Origin of the sequence: Spiroplasma endosymbiont of Panorpa germanica (genome assembly GCF_964019765.1) — a bacterium.
Classification (GTDB): Bacteria; Bacillota_I; Bacilli_A; order Mycoplasmatales; family Mycoplasmataceae; genus Spiroplasma_B.
Genome location: NZ_OZ026461.1, coordinates 640,726 through 659,394, shown reverse-complemented (window position 1 = coordinate 659,394; position 18,669 = coordinate 640,726). Strand labels below are relative to the sequence as shown.

The following is an 18,669-nucleotide window of genomic DNA, read 5'->3' as shown; positions in this document are numbered from 1 at the left end:
TAAAAAGTTGCAAATTTATGTTAAATCTAATGTTCAGTTTTGAAAGAATAATCCCCTTGAATATTTATTGAAGGATATTATTGTTTCAAAAAAACCGATCTGGTGCCCATAGCGTAGAGGTCACACCTGTTCCCATGCCGAACACAGAAGTTAAGCTCTACTGCGGCGACGATAGTACGAAAGTGCAAAATAGCACGGTGCCAGTTCATAAAAAAACTAGTCTAAAAACTAGTTTTTTTTATGCCTTTTGGTGAATATAAAACTAAAAAATGGTTATCCATTCAACTTGAAAATAATCAGTATCTATCGGCCTTTTTAGGTTTCAGTTTTTAAAAGCAAATTTAAATTTTTCTCAAAATTGGAGTAATTTATATATAGACACAAAAAAGGAGATTAATATGAAAGAAACTTTAATTAGCAAAAGTATCAAAAATCATAACGAGATCAAATCAATTATTGGGGTTCAAAATAATGATTTGAAAAACGAGAATGCCAATATGAATGGAGATACCCCTAGTGGGCAAATGATGAAGTTTGCCTCAATCACTAGTAAAAATTACGCCTTGGATAATGTTGTTAACCCAAAATTTGCTAAATTACATAAAGAAGGTAAAATCCATATCCATGACCTGGACTACTTTATTACAAAATCAGCAACTTGTGTGCAATATGATTTACAGGCTTTATTTGAAAATGGTTTTAGAACTAGAAACGGTTTAATTAGAACACCACAATCAATTGGAGTTTATGCAGAATTAGCAGCGATTGTATTTCAAACAGCTCAAAATGAAATGCACGGTGGTCAAGCAATTCCAGCATTTGATTACTTTATGGCTCCAGGGGTTAATAAAAGTTTTATTAAAATCCTAGCTAAAACAATTAATAACTTTTTAATTTTAAAATCTGAAGATCATAATTTAGATGAAAAAAACGTCAAGAAAATAATAGAATCTCAAGGAACTAATTTTGATAATTTAGCTAGTCAAAGCAAAAGTTTAGTTTTAGAACTGCTAAAAAATAAGATTAATTTAACAGAAGCTGAATTCGATAAAATAATGACAATTAGTAAAAGAGAGATTGAACAAGAAACCCGCCAAGCAATGGAAGGATTTATTTATAATTTAAATACCCAACATTCTCGTGGTGGAAATCAAGTGGTTTTTTCATCAATTAATTTAGGAACAGATGTAAGTAATTCTGGACGTCTAGTAACCTTTATGCTATTAGAAGCTTTAAACCAGGGTTTAGGAAATGGGGAAACATCAATTTTTCCTATCGTAATTTTCAAGGTTAAAGAAGAAATTAATTACAGTGAAGTTGATATTCAAAAAGCTTTTGCTATGAGTCAAGAGCAATGAGTTGAAGTTGAAAAATGACAAGTGCCCAATTTTGATTTATTCTTAAAAGCTATTGATACAACTTCAAAAAGATTATTTCCAAACTTCATGTTTTTAGATACTCCATTTAATTATCACGAACTTTGAAAAGCCAATGATCCAAATTCTTGAAAATATGAAGCAGCCACAATGGGTTGTCGTACTAGAACATTTGAAAACGTTAACGGAGATAAAACTCCAGTTGGTCGAGGGAATATTTCTTTCACATCAATTAACTTGCCATTTTTAGCTTTGGATTATTTGCAAGAAATTAAGGCATTAAAAGATAATGAAATCAAATACGATATTTTAGACAAAATTAAGTTGCAAAAAGATTTTTTAGAAATAGTTAAAAACTACTCACATATTGTTGCTGAACAACTATGGGAAAGATATAATTATCAAATAACAGCTCAGGCAAAACAATTTCCTTTCCTAATGGGGAATAACATTTTAAAAGGGGGTATTAAATTACAACCCGATCAAAATGTGGAAAGCGTCTTTACTCAGGGCACTTTAACAATTGGTTTTGTGGGATTAGCTGAAGCTTTAAAGGCGTTAACCAATTTCCATCATGGAGAATCACCAGAATCACAAGAATTTGGTTTAGAAATTATTAGAACAATTAATCAAGTCGCTAACGAATGAAAACAAGCTAAGAAATTGAATTTTGGAGTAATTGGTACTCCCGCAGAATCTGTGGCTGGAAGAATGGCTAAAATCACTGCTAAACAGTTTGGGATTATCAATGAAATCACAAGTCGTGAGTATTTTACAAATTCAAACCACGTTCCAGTTTACTACAATATCAAAGCTTTGGATAAAATAAAAATAGAATCTAAATATCACCCAATCACTTTAGGGGGAAGTATTAGTTATATTGAACTTGATGGAGAAGCTAGAAAAAATCTACACGCAGTGCTTGGGGTTATCAAAGCGATGAAAGATAATGAAATCAATTATGGAAGTTTGAATCATCCAATTGATCGTTGTAAAAAATGCAACTATAGTTCGTTGATTAAATTAGCATGTCCACAATGTAATAGTTTAGAAATTTCACGAACTCGTAGAATTACTGGTTATTTGGTCGGTGACTTAGATGGTTGAAATAGTGGTAAACAAGCTGAAGAGCGCGAAAGGGTTAAACATAATTTAGAAAATGAAGATTCTTAAGATATTTAAAGAGACAATTAGTGATGGACCCGGTTGAAGATATTCAATTTATGTTTCGGGATGTTTGCACGCTTGTAAAGGCTGTCACAACTTGAGAAGTTGAAGCTTTAAGGTAGGACGAGATTTTGACCTAGATTATCAAAACCAAATAATTACAGACCTAAAAGCCAATCCCTTGTTAAATGGGGTAACTTTTTCGGGAGGAGATCCTATGTTTTCCGCAGTTGAAGTATTGGATTTAATTAAGGTCATCAAAAAAGAAACTGACTTAAATATTTGACTTTACACAGGTTTCACAATTGAAGAAATTTATAACAGTAGAAATGAAAACCCAGAAACAAAGGCTCGCTTTGAGATTTTATCTCATATCGACACTTTGGTTGATGGTCGCTGAGTAAAGGAACTATATGATCCAGAATTAAGCTATCGAGGAAGCAGTAATCAACGCTTAATCGATACTAAAGAATGATTGAAAAAACATTAAAATAGAATTATTTATTAATGATTCTATTTTTTTTAGAAACTTTAAATAAAATCTCATTTGTGATAATTAGTTGATATAATATATCAAATTAATGAAATTAATATTTAAGCAATTATAAAGTAGAAGGAACTAAGACAATGAGAAAAGTACTGAAAAGTTATTTAAAATCGTTTGTAAAAGCCTGAGTTGAAACATTTGGTACAATTATCTTTGTTTTGACACTAACAGCAGTTGTTGTTGGGATGGTAGCAACACCACTACAACTTACAAGTAAAAATAAACAAGTTGAAAACCAAACTAACCACTGAGAAAATTATATTACACCAAAATCAAACTATTTGAACGATCAATTTTTATATTCGTTCTTTTATTTGGGTGAGGATTATAAAACTGAGGATTCAACCATTATTGCCAATCCTTTAGCAAATGGTGGAACGTTGTTTAGTGCTGAGGTCCGTGAACACTTAAAAGATTTTTATAACGAAGCTGATCAAAAAACTGCTGATTTAGGAAGAGAAATCCGTGCCCTTTTTAACGCCTATGATAAAGGTGGGGATGTTGAAGTTAGCGGTTTTAACACTAAAAAAATCTTTGTAGATGAATTCCAAGATATCTTAACAAATGATTACTACAACGACATTAACTTTTTTATTGTGAGTCAAGTAATCGCAAATAATGAAAATAAAATTGCTTTGAGTTATGAATTATCAGCATTCTTTAAATCATCAATTGGGTCAACCAAAAATATGGAAATTGATTTGCGTCAAGCGTACAGTGATGATAGTCAAAAAGTTAATGGCCAAGAAATCAATCAATTAATTATTACAAAAGGGAGAAATGTTTCAAAAGGGACTTTGGACGAAATTGTTCTAACTGAAAAATATGCCAAAACTAATAAAATCAAAATTGGTGATAAAATTGTAATTCCTGTTACTGGGAATATGAACAACCAAATGGAAGTTGTGGGTTATGGAACAAAATTTGACACCTTAACTCCAAGTTCAAACTATTCAATTATTAGATCAAACCCCAATGACTATACATATGGTTTTGTAAGTTATGAATACTTAGACCAACTTAGAAGTGAATCATGAGCTAATGAAAAAAACTGAGAAAGTGGCTTTAATATGATTATGCGTACTAAAAATTTAGTACCTAATGTTAATGTCTTCAATCTTTTTGCAATTAATTTCTTGCAATCAGATTCAATTTATCGTGAAGGGGAAAACTTCATCACAGCTCAGTACGATTATCCAACAATTCAAGCATTAAGTAATATTAGAATCCAGGTAATAATTTTCTTAGTTCTAGCAGTTATTGTTTTAGTTCTAGCCTTTATCTTCATAAACTTCGTTATTAAAAAAGAAATTAATAATACCAGAGTTCAATTGGGAATTTTCAAAGCATTTGGATATAAGAATTCTGAGCTTTCGTGAATTTTTGCAACAAAAATGTTAATCACAATTGCAATCGGGGTAATAGCTGGTTATATAATATCAATCCCGCTACAAATTTATGTTTCTGGACAATTTAACAACAGTGTTACTTATGCATTTAGTGATGTTTATTTCTCACCTTGATTTGCTAGTGTGATCTTTATTGTCATTCCGCTGCTATTCACAATTATTTCTTACTTATTAACTTTAAAATACTTAAGTGAATCGGCATTAAGACTAATTACCAATGGAGCTAAAATTCCAACTAAATCAAAATTTAAAACTACAATGAAATGGATTTTCTTCCCCGTGGGATTGACAAGTTTAATTCTAACAAAGATTTCTCAATCACTTAGCTATCACAACCGCGGATTTACTTGAAGGTTACAACAATCATTTACTGCTCGAAGTAAGGGTAAATTCATTATGGTTATAATGATTTTCTCATTCTCGGCTTTACTATTTACTCTTCAACTTGGTGCTAAGGCTGTAATGGGTTCAGCAATTAGCCAAGGTTATGAAATGGTTCAAGATGGGGTTGATCACCGTTATACTTGAAAAAAACTACCAGAGATTGACTTTAAAGACAATTCTCAAAACAGTGATTCAGAAGCTGGAAAAGTTGAAGTAGTTAATACTAATTGAGATTCAATGCGTACTGAATACATCGGTTTTAAAGGTGATATTAAAACTTCTCTTAAAGCCAACTCAACCAACTTTAGAGATAATGTTTCTCATGTGATTGAAGTTCTAGCCAAGGATGCTTTTGATAATAAAAATAAAATAAATCCTAAACTAGCTCTAGGAGCCTATTACAATGTGGATGTTACAGATGATAAAATTCAAGAAGAAGATACTTTAGAAGGTATTGTCGCTAATTTTCTAACAGATAAACCATCAGAAACAATAATGGGGGCCACTTTTGAGGATGCAGAAGGTAAGAACAACAACTACTACTTAAGTGATGTTGCTAAAACGGTTTGCTTGCTTACAAGTGCTGTTTCAGGTGAAGTTAGTGATTGCAATAACCTAGAAAACCTAACAATGAGCTCAACTCAATCAGCTAACATGAACATTTTAGCGGGACTTCCTCAAGATGTTACAGCAGTAATTGGAACATCGCTTTCAGCTCAGTTTGATCAAAAAGCGATTGTTACTCCAAATCAAATATATATTGAATCTGACAAGGAATTATTGCAATATAAAACCGATGTTTTAGTGGATGATTTAAATTCTCAAAAATTTGATTTAGAACTAGATTACTTTAAAAGCAGTTTAGGTAGAACCCAAGATATCTACCGTTTTAGTGGTGTTAGTGACAGTCAGTATAATGAAATTAGAAACACTAATTCAGACCCAACAAAAATTAATGCTATTGTTTCATATCGAATTGCTAAATTATTAAATCTTTCAGTTGGTAGTGAATTTAAGGTTCGTACAAACACAACTAGAAAACAACCGTTAACAATCAAGGTTTCAGGAATTAATCAATCAAATGCTTTTGGGACTTTAATCATAGCTTCATATGAAAACTATTTCAAAGCCTTTGAAGCCGATGAAGAAAATAATCAGGTCTTAAAAGATTACAATAACGGTTTTGTTTATGGTAACTCAATTTGATCTAAAAACCGTTTATTTAATGGAAGTATTGATATTGATAACATCGGATCTTCAATCGCAAATCTTCAATTTGCAGGTCAAAGCATTGCATTAGCCACGGGTAAAAATGCACCAATTTTTGGAAGTTTATTTGAAGGAATATTGCCAGGTGGAACTTATAACACAAAAGCTGGAGGAGAAAACCAGTTTAGTGTTATTACTAACGGAAGTTTGTTATTCCAAACAGAAAATGCTGCAAACTTGCCACTTGATTTAATGACAGCCACTTTGGACACTGTTCTGGCTCGTTCAACAGTTCTAATGACCTTATTTATCTTACTTGTAGCCTTCTTGCTAACCATTATTTTGGTAGTAATTATGAATATTGTTGTAGATGAAGCTGCCAATATTATCTTGACTATGAGAGCTCTTGGTTATAAAGCGGGAGAAATTAACTGAGTTGTTATGGGAAATTATATCATTTGAACTCTAATTGGTTTCTTAATATCATATGTACTTTCAATTATAGTTTGAACTGCTATTCTCGAATTTGTGTGACAGTCATTTGGAATTTTAATTCCATTCCCAACCGACTGACAAACTCCGATAATATCATTCTCAATCTTGTCTGTTATTATAATTGTAGGTTGAATTACAGCAATGCTAAAAATATCAAACCGACCATTAACAAATATAACATCGTATAGTTAATAAGAATTATAAAATTCTTATTAACTTTTTTATTTGATATATTCTTGCAAAAGTCTATAATAATAATGGTGAAAAAAATGAGAAAGATTCTATTAAATTACCTAAGATCATTTAAAAAAAGATATATTCAAATGATTGGAGCAATATTTTTTTTAATTATACTAAGTGCAATGGCAATTGGAACAATGACCACTTCTTTACAAATTCAATATCGAACAAGTCAGATTGCCAACAAAACTAATACATGGGATACTTATCTAAATCAAAATGCTAATTCATTTAGTGATGATTTTTTATATCACTATTTCTATCAAAAAGAAGCAATTATGGAGGGTGAAGTTGAGTTTTTAGCTCTTCCCAGTGATGATGAAAACTATGATTTCTTCAGCCCAAGAATGAGAACGGTTCTTAATAATGTTAATAATAATTCAATAAATATCAAAAATAATGTCAATATAGATGTTGCTAGTGAAATTAGAAAAGCGATATCTGATTTTTCTCAAGGATCAAATTCAAATTCTTCTATTAGTGATGACGATGGCTTCCTTAAGGGCAATGAGATTTTTAGCTTAGATTTCATGAAACTTTTAACTGGGGCCAACAGTGAAAATATTTACTATAGTCGCGACATTTCCTTGTGAATTGCTCATCAAATTGCTAGAAACAGTCTTAATAGGGACAAGGTTCATTTATCTTGAGGACATGAGTTATCAATTGCTCAAAATCAAGATTTTAGAATTGGTGAGAAAAATATCTTTTACATGAGAAACGCTTCTAAAAGGGAATATAATACTTTAAATGGAAAACAAATCTCTGAAGTGGTAATTCAACATGGTAGAAACGTGGACTCAAATAGCACTGATAAAAAAGAAATTGTTTTAACCGACAAGTTTGCCCGACTTCAAAATTTAACAATAGGATCCAAAATTAACTTGCTTACTGACTGAAGCGAAGGTTATCCAACAAGTCAGGAATGAACTGTGGTGGGTATTGGTATTAAACAAGAGGATTTGGCAACCTCTGGAGACTTTGCTAGCTCAGGTAGAGATCATAAAAAATTTGGTTATGGATATGTAAACGATGAAAATATTCAACTTATCGAAGATCAACGCTGGGAAAATACTAGAATTCAAGGTCAAAGACTTTCTTTGAAAAAATTTTTGAATTTTAAAACAAATGATGCAAATATAAATGAGATTTTCAAAATCAAATATTTAGATGAATTTGGAATTTATGATTTTGACAAAATTGAATTTAAACCCTTTTCTAATTACGCAAATCAAGAAGTTCTTACTAATGTAAAAGTTCAAGTTATTATGAATATCTTTTTAGGGTTACTAGTTATATCGCTTGCGTTTATTTTTATCACATTTTTAATCAAAAAAGAGATAAATGAAAATCGATCGCAAATTGGTATTTTCAAAGCGTTTGGTTACAGTAATTCAAGCTTTGCATTGATTTTTTCAATTAAAACATTTATTTTAATGGCAATAGGGATATTTTTTGGTTATTTCCTTTCGTTGCCTTTGCAAATGCTAGGATTTAAATCTTTTGAACGTAATATCATGTTCTTTATCGATCAGTTTTATACTGATTGGTTATTCTTAATCGTTATCTGAGTGATGGTTCCATTATTTTTTAGTGCCATTTCATTCTTATTAATTTGAAAAACTGTGAACAAAAATATCTTATCAATGATATCAAACGGCAACTCGATTGAAAAAAAAGGTATTAAATTTTGAAAAGTCATTTCAATAATTATCTTTCCAATTTTTATAATTCAAACTCTCTCACTTCAATATTGTCGATTTTTGGAGAGACGAAATATTGGATTTAATTGAAGATTGCGTCGAGCATTCACAAGTAATTCCATAGGAAAGTTCGTTTTAATTATGACTTTATTTACAGTTTCTAGCATAGTATTAATTATGCAGTTTCAGGTGCGAGTAATTTCAAATGATTTACAACCAGTTAGAGGTAACAAGTTTGTTAAGGGAGTTGATCATTCCTTTGAATTTAGAGATTATCAACAGGTTGATTTCGATGAAAAAAGCCAGAAACTTACTTGGTCCAATCCGGAAGTCTATGAAAAAACTCCTTTGACTATTAACGGATACAAAGATGAAGCCAAATTTAAAAAAGCATTGAACAAGAACAGTACTAATTCAAGTGATCAAATCAGATGACTATTAAGAGCTTTAAACAAAGAGGCTTTTAAAAATAGTGAATTTATCGTCAGTGATAAGGAAATTTTAGATCCTAGCCTGAACAACGCTAATATAATTTCAACTTTGCTTCTGGGAAATGTTGAAAAAATTGATATAAGAAAACCAATCGATATTAAGGAGATTGAAAAAGTATCGATTAAGGATATTAATAATCTTAGAAGTACCTTGTTCTTATTGAAATCAATAAATAATGAGGGATTTTCTAATAACTTTTATTTAGAAGATGTTGGAATAACTTCTTGCTTGTTAATTGAACGTGAAATTCTAAAACAAGAAGCAAATGATTTTTATTCTGAGCTTTTAAAAAATCGGGATCCAGAAATAGCCTTAAAAGAAACTCGAATCTTTCTGGATAACTACATCAAGTATCAAAATATAAATTGTAATAACAAGGATTTGTGGAGTTCATGAATTTTGGATTTAATTTTGAAAAGCAATTATTCTAGAATTCAAGGCGACACGTTACTTGATAATTGAGAGAACGCAAGTTTATATTCAAAAGAAATAATGCAACTAGCGATGCTAGAAAAAAATAATTATCAAACTATTGTTACGAGCAATCAATTAATGGTAAATCAAAATAAAGAAGTTTTGACTTATACTTTTAACGCTAATCCATACAATGTTTCTCAAAGCATCGATATGAATCTAATTTTAACAAATTCAGACAGGGAAAGTAATGAGTCTTACTCAAATTCAATTAATGATAAAAGCCTTTCAAAAACGGATTGAAATAATTTATCATTAAAATCTGAACAAAATCATGGTGTCAAAGCTATCATAAGTAAATTGACTGCTAAAAGTTTTAATTTAAAAAAGGGTGATTCCTTTAAAATTGTTTTGAAAACAAAGAATAAAGTAATTATACCAATTGAAGTTGCAGCGATTAATAATGATGATATCTATTCACATGATTTTATTGTTGATTATGACCGATTCTTTGATGAATTTGGTGATGATTCTTTAAATCAAAGCGATGTAAAATTAAATAATGGATTATTGTCTTCGAAATCACTATTTCAATTTGCTGATTTTGAAGAAAAAGATTTCATTTTAAATTCGAAACTGACGGCCAAAAGTTTAACATTATTAACTGATGAACAATCCACAATTTTTGGTTCGATATTTAGTGACTTTATTGATTTAGACTTACTTGAAAATAATGAGATTTTTAACAAAAAACCATACTTGTTAACAGATCCCTTAAATCTTAGTTCTTCTGGTAATTATACAAATTTATATTATGCAGAAGCCAAAATGGGTGAATGATTTGTTAGAAACCTGACAGTTATAATGAACATTGTTTCATTTATGATTATCACGATTTTAGCCATAGTTATGATTGTCTTGGTTCTGGTAATTGTTGATGAATCTACCATGATTATCTTGACTTTGAAGTCAATTGGTTATAATATTTTTCAAGTAAACTGAATTGTGCTTGGTGATTATTTTGTCTGAGGTTTTATTATTTTCTGAATAAGCTACTTAATTTCATCGATGCTATCTTACATCTTTAGTATATTTGCATGAAAATCAATGGGAGCTCTGATTGGTTATCACATTAGTTTTATAATTCCATTAGCAACCCTGGGAATTTTAGCTATATTAATTGGGTGTGGTTGAATTTCTAGTTTCATAAAAATTAAAGGACAAAGTATAGTAACAATAACTAATTAGAAAAAAGGTGAAATTTAGTGAATAAAATAATTAAAAGTTATTTAAAGACATTTTTTAAGTCATGAATTGAATCTTTTGGTAGCATAATCTTTACCGTCTTATTGACAATTGTTTCAGTAGGTCTTTTGGCGCCATCCGTTCAAGTTGCTAATAAAATATCAAATGTTGAAAGTAAGTCAAATAAATGAGATTTACAATTTGATAATGACTATAATTCTTTTTCTTCAGACTTTTTATTCAATTATTTCTATTCTCATAAAAACTATCAAGTTAATGATGAAATTAATTTGCAGCAACCAAATCAAGATTCCGGTTTTTTCACACCTTTATTTTACAGGTCCTTGCATCACCAAATCGGAGAAGTTGATAGCGATACCCCAATTAGCATGGAAAATCTAAAATCTAGTAGTTTCACAGCAATTTTGAACAACACAATGGGTATATTGAGATCCTGTAGAGATGGTCTGAAAATTGAAACATCAATTCAACATTTTCAAGAAGATAGGAATTTAACTTATGGCGAGATTCTTTCTGCTGATTTTCAAAAACAAATAGGAAGTGAAAGTGATAATTTTGCTAGCGTACAATTGTTTTTACAAAAACAATTGTATATTAGAGATGAACTAAAGGATAAAATGAAAATTTCATTTAATCCATCAATGTGTTTCGAAGAAAGACCAATACTAAATTCAAAAGGTAGAGTTATTGAAACTCGTCGAATTTCGGATAAAAATTCTGAACAATTGGGTAATGTAGTTGTGAGTTCAGGTAGACTACCTGAATTTAATGTGACAAAACCTGAAGTTATGATTACTGACTTATATGCTAAAAAAAATCACATAAGTATCGGAGATCAAATAAAATTACCTTATGGATTTAAAGATAATAAAATGTTTGATATAGATTACGAGGTAGTGGGTTTTGGATCTACAATTGAATCTTTATCGCCAGGAGAAAATTATTATTCAAATTGAAAAAATAGTAGTAACTATTTTTTTGCGTATTTAAATAGCAAAGATTTTGACAGTATCTACTTTAACTTCTGAGAAAACCAATCTCAAAAAATTCATAATTTAAATAATGTTTCATTAATCAAAAAACAGGATAAATCATTTAGTGTAGAGAGTCAGTATAGTGATTCTAATGGTGAAAACCCAATTTGAATAAACGTAAATGATGTCTTAATAAAATTTAATGATAATTGATATGTCATTAACAATATTTTAAGTAAAATTGAGGCAATATTATTTATAATCATAGCCATTGTGGTTCTGACGTTAGCATTTTTATTTATTAATTTTTTAATAAATAAGGAGATAAACGATTCCTTGCGTCAGTTGGGAATTTTTAAAGCCAGCGGCTATAGCAATCTACAATTAGCGTGAGTATTTGTAATTAAGGTTTGAATTACCTTATTTGTGGGTATTTTAGTAGGTTATTTAATTTCCTTGCCAGTGCAAGGTTTAGTATTGCAAGTTTTTGCAAGCCAGATTTTATTTTATGTCCAACCCATTTACTATAGTTTTTGATTCTTGACACTTTTATTTATTGTAATTCCAGCAGTATTTTCACTTTTAAGCTATTGCTTAATTTGTAATTTTTTAAATCGTCCAACAATGGAATTAATAAATAATACAGCTCGAATTAAAGAATTAAAAAAAGGACAAAAAATTTGAAGCTATATTATTTTCCCGGTATTTTTAACCCAACTTATTTCCTCAAAAATTAATCAGATTTTGTATCAAAAAGGAATTGGGTTTAATTATCGATTAAGAGCCGCTTTTACTCAAAGATCAAGAGGGAAATTTCTTGTTACAATATCACTTTTTTCAATCTCATCATTGCTTTTCTTATTTCAAATGGGTTCTAAGGATCTTATTAGTCAAAATTATAATCGTTATACTAATCCTTACAATCAAAACCTTGACCATTTTTATCAATTTGATTCACAGCCCAATATTATTTGAAATAACCAAACTGGTTATCAATTAGAAGATGAAGAAAGCTATTTAAAAAATAAGATAGAATTTATTGGTTATGATTCAAAAAACTTTGGTCAAGTGATTGATGAAAATAGTGATGACTTTCAAGAAAAAATTTCATTAATAACGGAGATGACTTTAAATTCCATTTTAAAAGATAGTCATAACTTGTTAAGTGATGAAATGATCATCAAAGGTCTGTCTACAGAACCGTGGGAAAATATTGGAACAAGCATTGAAAAACTCTTAAAAGCTGATATTACTAAGTTAAAAGACTCAGATAAATTCGAAAACATCCCATTAATCACAAATGAATCGGATTTAGAGAAAACAATTATGTTTTACACTAACAAAAAAATAGATAATAAATCTAGTAATTTTAAACTTAAAGATTTTAAAACAATTTTTATGCTAATGTATTATCAAAATAGTACAATAAAACAAGCTAATGAAATTTATCAAAAACTGACAAATAAGGGTTTAAGTCAAGAGCTTGCCATAAAATTGATCCGTAATGGTATTGATGAAAGTATAAAAAATTATCAAAATATTTTCACCAGAGATATTAGTCGAAATGCTTTTAAAATCCAAGTAAATAATGAAATGATGGATATTCAATCAAATAACATATCCCAAAAATCCAGAATTTTATTAGCAGCAGCATTTTCAAGTGAAAATAATTCTGAGACCATTGTGACCGATAATAAAATATTTTATAATCAAAAATATGAGAATTTATCATATAGTATGGGAGTTAAACCTTTATTCCAAAAAGATTTACCTTTAAATAACTTGGAATTAGTTGATTTTGAAAATCAATATGGAGATTTCCAAAATTCCTGAAGAATTAGGTTAACTAACTCGAATAACTTAAACAAAATGAAAAACAGTGGTTATGATAACATTTACGAGACAAAAGTAATTATTTCAAAGCTTTTTGCAATGAAGTATAATTTATCGGTTGGTGATACTTTTTTAGCAGCACCAAGAACAAGTCCTGGCTTTACGGGAATTGTTAGACTTAAAGTTGTGGACATAAACTTGGCAAATACTTATACTGATACAATGTTTGCTGACTACGATACTTTCTTTGAAGTAAATTCTCAAGGAGTTCTAAATCCAAATTCTGAAAATAGTGTGGTCATTAAAAATCGCTTGTATTCTCAAAAAGAAATTTATAAAGGTAATATCGATAATGCCGATTTATCACAAACTTTTTTAAATATTAATCTAACAACTGATACAATTGCTATTAACTCTAAATTAGATGCTCCGATTTTGGGATTTTGATTTAAAGATATCATTGATTTAGATAAACTATTTGGTGTTGAAAATTCAATATTTAAGGAACCGGATTTGTTAACAAACCCGAGTCTAACAGAGAAGATTTTGAATTCTAGAATGTCATATTTAAGATTAACCAGGGATTTTGCTAAAACTCAGATGTCTCAAATCAATTCAATGATGACGATTTTTATGGTACTAAATTCGCTGTTATTAGTAATTCTTTTCATTGTTATTATGAGCATTGTAATAGATAGTTCTAGAAATATAATTACAGTAATGAAGGCTTTTGGGTATAAAGATTGGGAAGTCAATTGAATTGTTATGGGTAACTATGTCATTTACTCAATCATAGCTTTTTTGATATCTTATATTTTCTCCCTAATTGTTTGAAAAATTGTTATCAGCATTTCGTGAAGTTCTTCTAAAGTGTTAATGGAATTTCCTTGAAGTTTTTGAGCACCATTAATTACATTTTCAGCTTTAAGTCTTGTTGGTTTTTTTGGATGATTAACAGCTAATCTTAAGGTTAGAAAAGAACCGATTGTCAACGTCTTAAATTAAAAATTGGAGGTATTAGAAATGAATTTTTTAGATTTTCACCATGATATTGTAAATAAGTTTATGCAAAAAAATATCAAAATTAATTATAATAAATTTCAAATGCGTTGACCTTACGAAGACTATTTTAATATTTTTAATCTGCCCAATTTAGTTACGTATCTTGAAAAAGATTTAAATTGTAAATTTGGAAATGTATTTATCGATGAAATAGAAGTAAAACTAGTGGATTTAAGAGCTTTAAATCAAAATTATTACCAAATTGGAGTCAAAATGATTAATGAAATGACCTTGTTTGATGATCAATTAAATTATTATAAAGACTTTTTGATATACACATACAGTCAGATTAAAAATTTTATTAATCTGACTTTTTTAAAGTGAATTTTTCATAACATTAACCATGAAAATATCATAATTTCAGGTCGCGAAGTGGACATAGATGTTTACTATGAAGTTGGGCGCTTGAAACTAGAAAACAATTACATATTACATGTAATTAAAATTATAAAAAAACTGCAAAAAATTCAACCAGAAGAAGCAGAATTCGGAAATCTAATAGAAGTACAAAAAAAGGCTATATTAAAAATTCAAGATAAAATTAAAGCAATTAAATAAATCATTTAATTGCTTTATATAATATATTTTAAATGATAATATATTATTTAAGGAGAAATCACATGTTAGACAAGTTAAAAGAATTACAAGAAATTTTTAAGAATAAGATAACTAGTTCACTAACAAAGGACGATGTTGAAGAGTTAAAAAAAGAGTTCATGGGTAAAAATTCACCATTAAACGCTATTTTACAGGATTTGAGAAATGTGGATGCAGAAGTACGTCAAAAAGCTGGAAAACTCGCTAATGAAATTAAGACTGAAATTATCGAGTCATTAAACACTTTGCAAGAAAAGTTTAACCAAGAAGAATTAAAAACTAAATTGAGTGCTGAAAAAATTGATGTTTCATTACCAGGACTAGATTTTAATTTTGGATCAAAACACCCTTTAAATCTAGTAATTGAGGAATTGAGCCAGATTTTTTCAGAGTTAGGCTTTGAAATGGTTGACGGAACAGAGTTTGAATCAGATGAGTATAATTTTCAAAGATTGAATTTACCAGAAGGACATCCAGCAAGAGATATGCAAGACACTTTCTATGTAAACGAAAATCAAGTTTTAAGAACTCATTGTACTAATATGTCTTCTCGTGTTTTAAGTGAACTAGCAAAAACCGGACCAGATAGCAAACAACACGGTTCTGTTAGTTTTGGTAACGTTTATCGTCGTGACGTGGATGATGCCACTCATTCGCATCAATTTATGCAAATCGATGCTTTTTTAATTGGTCCAAAAATCTCATTTTCTAATTTAAAATGAATTTTACAGTACTTATGTAAGCGTCTATTTGGTGAGAAAGTTAATATTAGAATGAGACCAAGTTATTTTCCTTTCACCGAACCAAGTGCAGAAGTAGATTTAAGTTGCTTTAAATGTGAAGGTAAAGGCTGCAAATTATGTAAAAATTCAGGATGAATTGAAATTCTAGGGTCAGGAATTTTTAACGAAAGTGTTTTAAAACTTAACGGAATTAATCCGCAAAAAAATACAGCTCTGGCTTTTGGAGTTGGTGTTGAGAGAATCGCTATGCTAAAATATGGTATTTCAAATATTAGAGATTTTTATGAAAATGATGTGAGATTTTTGAATCAATTTCATTTTTTTGGTAACTAGAGAAGGGGTGAAGAAATGATTATAACGCGAAATTGACTAGATAGGTATATTGACCTAAAAGGTATTAAAAACGAAGAAATTTCTGTTGCTTTGAATTCGCTTGGATTTGAAGTCGAAGAAGAAAACGATTATAAAGGTCTAAATGATGAATTAGTTTTAGGACGAGTTAGTTTTTGTGAAAAAATGCCAGGAACCCACTTAAGTTCAACCTTTGTGGACACAGGAACTGATTTACCTCATATGATTCTTTGTGGTGCTAGCAATGTTGGGGAAGGCCAATTTGTAATCACAGCTTTACCTGGAATGACAATTGCCAATGGTTTAACTATTAATAAACGTGAAATTCAAGGTAAAAGTTCTGAGGGAATGATTTGTTCTTTAACAGAAATTGGGATGAAACCAGAATTTCAGACCGAAAAGGAACTTGATGGTATTTATGAAATCCACGCTAAAGAAGACTTATACAAGTCTTCAGGTGATTCAATTTTAGAGCAAATTGGTTTTGAAGATTATACTTGAGAAGTGGATTTAACTTTAAATCGTAGCGATGCTCTTTCTGCCTTGCAATTAGCCAAAGAGGTTGGTAATTATTTCAATCGTGATTTTAATTTCGATTTTAAAAATAACATAGCCCAGGTTAAAAAACCCATTAATATAGATGTTCAAATTGATACTATTTTATCAGATGAAGTTAAAATGATTGCTTACTCAGCATTTGAAACTAAAAAAATCTATTCACTTGATTCAGAAAATTTATTTATTTATTCAAATGATGAATTGATGATGAAATATAGCGGAATCAAAAAAGAAGATAGTTTTTTTGAAGATCTTTCTAATTTGATTGCGTTTGAATCGGGTCAACCAACAATTTTTTTGGATCCTGATAAAATAACTGCGCCATTAAAAATTACTAACCTTGGTAGTGATAAAGAACCAAAAATTGGTCTAACAATGGATGACAAGGTTGTTGTAATTTTAGGAAACAATGTTGAAAAGGAATTCCAACCAACAGAGAAAAGCTTGAATTTGGTAGCATTATTTTTAAATATTTCACCAATTATTATGCGACGTCAACAAAAGTTATTAAATAAATCAAATTGCGTTTTACAAAGATTTATGAAACCGATGAGCACAAATTTAGTAATTCAGGCAAATGAAATAACCACAGCTTTATTACAAAAATATGATTTTATTGATACTAGACAAGAACTTGCCTATATTAAAAAACCTGATTTTGATGTTAAGAAAATATTGTTGCCATCTAAAAGAATTCGTGAGTATTTGGGTTTTGGTCTTAATCTAAAAAGAATTCAAAAACTATTTAGTCAACTAGATTTTCAAATTACTACAGTTGGTGAGAAAAACAATACTTTTGAATTTATTTGCGATCCAAATCGATTAGATTTAAATTTTGAAGCAGATATAATCGAGGAAATTGCGCGCCTATATGGATATGACAATATTAAAGCAGTTCCCCCAACATTAACTATGGTTGGTAAACCACAAAATTTAGCTCGCAATGTTCAAAGTAAGTTAGCAAACTACTTGATAGGGGCTGGTTATGCAAATGTTAAAACCTATTCGCTAACCAAGGCTGAAGATGTTTCCGAGTGAGACCTATTTAAGCTAAATAACCCCATTAAGCTAATGTCACCAATTAGTAAAAATCATGAGGTTTATCGTCAAAGTTTAGCTAAGTCTTTAATTGATGTAGTCGAACTAAATTCAAGCCGTGGAAATAAAAGCACAAAACTTTATGAAGTTGCTGATATTTACAATTTAAGTGGAGTTAGACAAAGACATTTAGCAATAGCCATTACAGGTGATTTAATTGATGATAAGGTCTTTAAGACTAAAATTGCTGTAAGTTTTGAATACTTGAAAGCAATTTGTGAAAACATCTTAACAATTATGAATGTTGATTTATCCAACGTTGATTTTATCTGAAATAGTGAATCCAATAATGATATGCATCCTTTTATTAATGCCAAAATCTGTTACGAACAAAAAGTGATCGGTTTCTTATTTAAGCTAAATCCTAAAAAAGAACAATCTTTAAAAGTTGCTGGAACACTAATTTTGGAATTGAATTTAAGTGAAATTGAAGCGATTTCTAAAAAAGTGATTGACTTGAAACCAATTTCTAGATTTCAAAAAACAAGTAGAGATGTTTCTTTTGAAATTCAAGACGATAAAAATTTGGGTTCTTTCTTTAAAGATATCATTAAAGATGTTGACCACTTAATTGGCTTTAAGGTTATTGATGTTTATGTGGACGAAAAGCTACAAAGTAATCAACTAAAAGCTATTGCCATGAACTTTACTTTTAATTCATTGGAAAAACAATTATCAGATAACGAGATAAATGATGAGTTTAACAAAATAATAGCTAATATTGATAATTTAGGGCTAAAGGTACGTTAAA

At 29.6% G+C, this 18,669-nt stretch carries 8 protein-coding genes and 1 rRNA gene; all 9 read left to right on the top strand.

All coding sequences use genetic code 4. From position 1 onward, the window contains the following. Positions 1-98 precede the first annotated feature (98 nt). Positions 99-206, top strand: a 5S ribosomal RNA gene (rrf, locus tag AACK87_RS03005). Positions 207-398: 192 nt separating this feature from the next. After that, positions 399-2,549 carry an anaerobic ribonucleoside triphosphate reductase gene (locus AACK87_RS03000; RefSeq protein WP_338971389.1) on the top strand — a complete coding sequence of 717 codons (2,151 nt, stop codon included), beginning with the start codon at positions 399-401 and terminating at the stop codon, positions 2,547-2,549. Continuing rightward, complete coding sequence (gene nrdG / locus AACK87_RS02995; protein WP_338971386.1) at positions 2,536-3,033, top strand: anaerobic ribonucleoside-triphosphate reductase activating protein; 498 nt, start codon at positions 2,536-2,538, stop codon at positions 3,031-3,033. Before AACK87_RS03000 ends, nrdG begins: the two co-directional genes overlap by 14 nt. 137 nt (positions 3,034-3,170) lie before the next feature. Next, on the top strand, positions 3,171-6,779 hold the full coding sequence (locus AACK87_RS02990) for an ABC transporter permease (protein ID WP_338971383.1): 3,609 nt from the start codon (positions 3,171-3,173) through the stop codon (positions 6,777-6,779). Positions 6,780-6,856: 77 nt separating this feature from the next. Continuing rightward, positions 6,857-10,684, top strand: coding sequence for an ABC transporter permease (locus AACK87_RS02985; protein WP_338971380.1), 3,828 nt, complete (start codon positions 6,857-6,859; stop codon positions 10,682-10,684). 17 nt (positions 10,685-10,701) lie between these two features. Beyond that, entirely contained in the window at positions 10,702-14,514 is a 3,813-nt protein-coding gene (locus AACK87_RS02980) for an ABC transporter permease (RefSeq protein WP_338971377.1), read from the top strand. Positions 14,515-14,532: 18 nt separating this feature from the next. Continuing rightward, positions 14,533-15,129, top strand: a complete 597-nt coding sequence (locus AACK87_RS02975) for a hypothetical protein (protein WP_338971375.1) — start codon at positions 14,533-14,535, stop codon at positions 15,127-15,129. A gap of 62 nt (positions 15,130-15,191) precedes the next feature. Next, on the top strand, positions 15,192-16,244 hold the full coding sequence (pheS, locus tag AACK87_RS02970) for a phenylalanine--tRNA ligase subunit alpha (protein WP_338971373.1): 1,053 nt from the start codon (positions 15,192-15,194) through the stop codon (positions 16,242-16,244). 15 nt (positions 16,245-16,259) lie between these two features. After that, positions 16,260-18,668 carry a phenylalanine--tRNA ligase subunit beta gene (gene pheT, locus AACK87_RS02965; RefSeq protein ID WP_338971370.1) on the top strand — a complete coding sequence of 803 codons (2,409 nt, stop codon included), beginning with the start codon at positions 16,260-16,262 and terminating at the stop codon, positions 18,666-18,668. Position 18,669: the final 1 nt, after the last annotated feature.